The sequence below is a fragment of the uncultured Nitrospira sp. genome (assembly GCA_902500695.1).
Taxonomy (GTDB): Bacteria; Nitrospirota; Nitrospiria; order Nitrospirales; family UBA8639; genus Nitrospira_E.
On record CABVRQ010000136.1, the window covers coordinates 1 to 5,419 of the forward strand.

Here is a 5,419-nt window from a genome sequence, read left to right on the forward strand (position 1 = left end):
ATTCCGAGACTTCACTTAACCCATTCAGCAAAGGATTAACTGATGATGCCCTGGCACAATGCATGAACAGCAAGGGATGGTTTTTGGCTCAAAAGCCATAAACTCTGACCTTTGCTCTGGCTCATTTCCCAGTTTTCACGCCTGTTTGTCTTAACTTGTTGACCGGGGATCTTCTAATAGGCATTGGATTTTTCATGATGTTTGGCGTACCCATGAATGAGATTCGGTCGAAAAAGACCGCGTTGATGATGCCAGAGTCTGACGACTAAGGACGTCTCACCACATTCTTAAGGCCCGAGACTTTTAGAGTCCAGAGCCCATGAGCTGCCATTGTACGCTCATGGGCTTTTTTTGTGCGTAAGGAGTGCAATGTTCTGATTCTTAATTTATTTCGAGAATGGCTACTCGTGCATTCATCCTCATGTGGGCGAGAGGGTTGGTCTCCTCCTGTCCCCCTCGCCTTGCTCCTCCTCAACACATGACGTGTGAGGATATGTTCACCATTCATCCATAAGAGAGAAATCAAAGAGGATTTCTCCTAAAAAGGATTCATTTTAAAGCGAGGTGCCCCCATGAACGTCCGTAGAGTTATTACTTTCTCTTGCGCGCAGATCTTTTGTATTTCCTTACTCACATCAACTCTATCCTTCCTCGTCAATGTACCTCCGGTGTTAGCTCAGGAAGCCGAAGAAGCCGATCCACCGGAAGTCGCCAATGGAGAACGATTGTTTCTGGAAACCCGATTTGCTCAATTATTTAAAGTCTTTTTAGATGACGGAGGGGATGCCAATGATCCCTTGCCCCAAGGTGATCCCGCTCTCGACAAAGTGACGAACTGGCAACTCCCATCCGATCAATTTGCCGATGGCCCGTTTGCCGGCCAATCGATGAACTGCCGGAGCTGCCATTTTGTGGATGAAGTACTCGACATTCCGAAATACGGAATGAATACCTACTCGGATTTTGCACGACTTAGTCCTATCCCAGCCCGTGAAGATGGAAAACACACGTCGGTTCGAAACGCGCCCCCATTAGTCAATGCAGCTCTTCCGCGACAAATGTTTTTTCTTCATACCGATGCTGAATTCCCAACGATGGTGGATTTGGTCAAAGGCACACTCACTGGAAGAAACTATGGATGGCTTCCCAACGAAGAGGCAGCCGCCATCTCCCATATTGCCAGGATTATACGGGAAGACTCTGGAACCGGAGATCTGGCGCAAGAATTTGGTGGGCTATCCTATACTGTCCTGTTCACCGGAACCGATCCATCTATTCCTCCAGAATTTCTGATCCCTGAAGATTTCCGCGTAGAAGTCTCTCAAGCCACCGACCTGCAACTCGTTCAAGCCGTCTCACAACTCATCGCCGCCTACACGGATCAACTCCTCTTCTCACAGGATGACGAAGGGAACTACAATCTCTCTCCCTATGATGTCTTTCTTGAGATCAACGATTTGCCACGCCAACCGGATAAATGGGAGTCTCCGAATTCATATACTCGTCGGTTGCTACAACAGATTCAATTTCTCGAATCATACGATTCGCAAAATTATTCCCGATGGCCCTCAACCTCTTCTTCCGATAGCCCGACCCTGCAATTCGTTGAGAAAAATCCCCATACGGCAGATGGCAAGTTTCAGTTCCATGACCAACCATTCACCTTTGGGCCTGAGGAATTAAAAGGGTTGAAAATCTTTTTCGCTCAACAGAACCGACACAAACATCGTCGTCATAGAGGCCAACAGATTCGCCCCAGTGACCAGGCCCAGGGAGGAATTGGGAACTGCATTGCATGTCATACTCCACCGAATTTCACCGACTTCCGTTTTCACAACACTGGAATTGGCCAAACGGAGTATGAACGCATTCATGGCCCCGAATCGTTTCCCATGCTTCAAATTCCAGGATTAGAGGAACGAAATGGAAATATCGAAGCCTACCTGCCTGCCACGGCAAAGCATCCTCATGCTCAAGAACCATTCCGCGCTATCCCCTCGCTAGACAACCCCCAACGGACGGATCTGGGCATTTGGAACATTTTCTGGAATCCTGATTTCCCCGCATCTCAACAGGCCATTTGGTCCATCCTCTGCGAGGACGCCCTCAATGAACACTTTGGGGTGTTTCGTGGCTTCCAGGCCTGTCGACCAGATCGACTCCTACCGAGAGCTATTGGCACTTTCAAAACTCCCGGCCTCCGCGATTTGAGTCATTCGGCTCCCTATATGCATTCCGGGATTAACGATACACTGGAAGGCGTGATTCGGGGGTACATTAAAAATGCGGATTTAGCACGGAACGGAAAACTTCGCAATGGTGCTTCCCAGCTCAAAGACATCGTCTTACTCTCAGAAGACATCCCGGCCCTAACGGCTTTTTTACGATCCTTAAACGAAGACTACGAGTAACCGGACAAGATTGGCGCTCTGGCAGAACCTATACGAACAATCTTTAAATCTTGAATAGTCTGATGCTCTCTCAAGCCCACGGGGATTACTCCCTGTGGGCTTGCTCTTTTAAAAATGATTCATTTTGCGTGAAAGCCTCCAAACTCCGATTCGTCCATCAGTGGGGAAAGGAGCTCGTCTGAGAATTATTCAATGGGATCTCCCATTCATCAAAGGAGTGCTCAATTTCATACCTTCCTCTTCCCTATCCTATGCAAATTACTTCCCCTCCTTATGAAGATCATGCCTCCTTGAAGCCAGTCAAACACCTACAACACAACAGAACAGTTCTCAGGGTTGACAAGATTAAATTAGTTATTTTATCATGATAATGATAATGGATTTCAAAATCATTAAATGATTATATTTATCCTGCACACACAACACGAATAACACAGATGTTCGGACGCAACATATCCAATGATTGATTTACTCAGACCCGGAAAATTTTTCACTGAATACCAAGGAGGGAACAGCATGAAGATCGGAACCCGCGCACCAAAGTGGAAAACCCCCTGCCTGTTAAAAGGAAGATGGCAGTACCTTCCCCTGACAGCCTTTCATGGCACCCAATTTGTGTTGTGCTGCTTGCCTGCCTTTACTGAAACCGATGCCTGGCTGTTAGAACAACAAGTCAACCGGTTTCATGCAGGTGGGACCGTGCTCGCAGTCTTAATACCTGACGACGCCTTACTTGGGCATTCTTGGTGTCGTCCTCCTCAGGATTTTGGTCTTCCATTTTTGACTGATCCTCTCAATCGTTTGGAACGTTCACTACACCTCACCGCCTCTTTACCACCCCATCGATGCGAAACATTATTTTTTGACCATCGTTGCTGCCTCCAATTTCGCCTTTTCCATGACCTGAACCTCCGAGGTATCACCACAGTGCTTGAGGTTGCAGAAAGTGATTTCTGCCAGAGATCTGCTCAGCCTGTTCTCAAGTCCAGGCTCACCTTCGACCATTTCCTGGCTCATTGTTCACCACTTGAGGCTCCAACAGGGTGAATCTCCTCCACCATCAAACGAAAACGAATTCTGCAGCAACCTTTGAAGGAAATACTCTATGATGATTGCGCCAGCCTCCACAGTACCCGTTGTTTCAAAAACGCCTTTTCTTTCCATTCACCAATGGCTGTATCTCATATTGTGTCTAATGGTGGGGATATATGCTGGTCTTGGACATGCTCCCTCTCAATGGACCGATGTCATTCCAGACATCGTTCTGTTGGGAGCCACCGGCTTGGCAATCGGCTGCGTCGCCCTGTGGATAGAACGACAACTCATGGCATGCCACCGCTCCACCTTGATTGGTGGGAGCTTAGGCCTCATCGTCGCCCTGGCAGGGATCGGTTTTTTATCGAGCATGGGAATGGGAACAGGTCTCCTCCAGATGCCTTCCCTTACCCCGTGGATCGGACTCCCTGTATTTCTTCTCTGTCCCTACATCGGGCTGATTGTCGGTATTCACATCTCCAACACACTGTCGCCGGCCCCAATGGAGGAACTACCAAAAGATTCCTCTCCCCACACTTCGATAGCTCCATCGAACACCGTTCAAAAATTGCTGGATTCTAGCGCCATTATCGATGGCCGAATACTTTCACTCTGCACCACAGGATTTTTGGAAGGTCCTTTCCTGGTTCCCAAAAGTATTCTTCATGAACTCCAGACCTTAGCCGACTCCGCTCACCTCTCTAAACGAATTAAGGGGAAGCGTGGCTTGGATATCTTATCCCAACTGCAGCAGCTGCCAAATATGGCCGTGGTGATAATCGAGGATTGGGAACCCGACATATCAGCGGTTGACCATCAACTCATCGCCATTGCCAAAAACCGCGAAGCCAAGATCGTGACCAACGACTGGAATCTGGCAAAAGTCGCATTACTTCAAGGTGTGTTCTCCCTCAATGTGAACGAATTAACCTACCAATTACGGCCTTTGGTATTGCCTGGGGAAACGATTCGGGTCTTCATTCACAAGGAAGGTCAGGGTCAAGGGCAGGGGATTGCACATCTAGATGATGGCACGATGGTCGTCGTCGACCACGGTGCCACTCTGGTCGGTCAAGCCATTGAGGTGGTGGTTACCCGATTCATGCAAACCAATACAGGAAGGATGATTTTCTCAACTCCCCAAACCAACACCTCTCCATTGCTTTTCAATCTTCAACCACTCCCCAATCACTCAGAGGCCGGTTCGGAAAACTCTCGGAGCCTCGTGGAAGATCAGAGATGAGGATGGACAAATGACCAAACCATCCAAGCAGGGTTTTGTTAAACGGCCTCAATATTCATTTACTTGCAGATCTCCCCTAACCGAACTGCCGGCCTATCCCGGAGAGGGCTCTTCCCCTCTCCAAGCTAGTGGGGGACCCATCCGCACTCCTGGGTCCCCTACTTACTTTGATGCTGGTTTTTCACACCATTCAATTTAGGAAAGGAATCACCAATGTCATTCCAACGCTGTCCTCAATGCCAGAACAGTACACTTGCACCAACCGGAGCCTTTTGGTGCTGTACGAATTGCGGATCTGCAATCACCTCCCAGGCACTAGCCGCCATGAGGGAATCCGCAAAAATCAAAAGCCATCGGCACGCCCACCTCGTCCACCAGACGATTTAACGCTCTTGAGGACGAAAATACGTTTATCTACACGGTAAGTTCACCACATCACTAAGCCACGGCAAAACTCTGGTAACCATACGGAATGGGACAATACCTAAATACGACCATTCCCGTTATTTTCCCATATTGCCAACCGCTATGGTGGAATAAAAACTGGTCTGGACCAAAGCTAAGTTCTCTGACGCCCCTGACCTCTTGGATGAAACGGCTTCTCTTTTCCCACAATGACCTATCTGTAATGCTGATCACCATGAGTGATTTCTTTCCACTCTTCTTCCGGCATAAGGGAATGCTTTCCGGATTCCTCCTCCTTACCATTGGATGCACACCTCAACTATTT

General features: G+C 48.3%; 3 protein-coding genes. All 3 read left to right on the forward strand.

The genetic code is table 11. The features are described from left to right. Positions 1-572 precede the first annotated feature (572 nt). The 3 genes from AAH187_RS18605 (at position 573) to AAH187_RS18615 (ending at position 4,689) form a co-directional block, all read left to right on the forward strand. Positions 573-2,411 carry a hypothetical protein gene (locus AAH187_RS18605; protein WP_342349986.1) on the forward strand — a complete coding sequence of 613 codons (1,839 nt, stop codon included), beginning with the start codon at positions 573-575 and terminating at the stop codon, positions 2,409-2,411. A 516-nt stretch (positions 2,412-2,927) separates the two neighbouring features. After that, a complete protein-coding gene (locus tag AAH187_RS18610; RefSeq protein ID WP_342349987.1) occupies positions 2,928-3,458 on the forward strand; it encodes a hypothetical protein in 531 nt (176 codons plus the stop codon). 58 nt (positions 3,459-3,516) lie between these two features. Further along, complete coding sequence (locus tag AAH187_RS18615; protein ID WP_342349988.1) at positions 3,517-4,689, forward strand: PIN domain-containing protein; 1,173 nt, start codon at positions 3,517-3,519, stop codon at positions 4,687-4,689. The last annotated feature ends 730 nt before the right edge of the window (positions 4,690-5,419 follow it).

Coding starts and splice junctions, on each gene's coding strand:
- AAH187_RS18610 (WP_342349987.1), top strand. CDS start 2,928: ATGAAGATCGGAACCCGCGCACCAAAGTGGAAAACCCCCTGCCTGTTA.
- AAH187_RS18605 (WP_342349986.1), top strand. CDS start 573: ATGAACGTCCGTAGAGTTATTACTTTCTCTTGCGCGCAGATCTTTTGT.
- AAH187_RS18615 (WP_342349988.1), top strand. CDS start 3,517: ATGATGATTGCGCCAGCCTCCACAGTACCCGTTGTTTCAAAAACGCCT.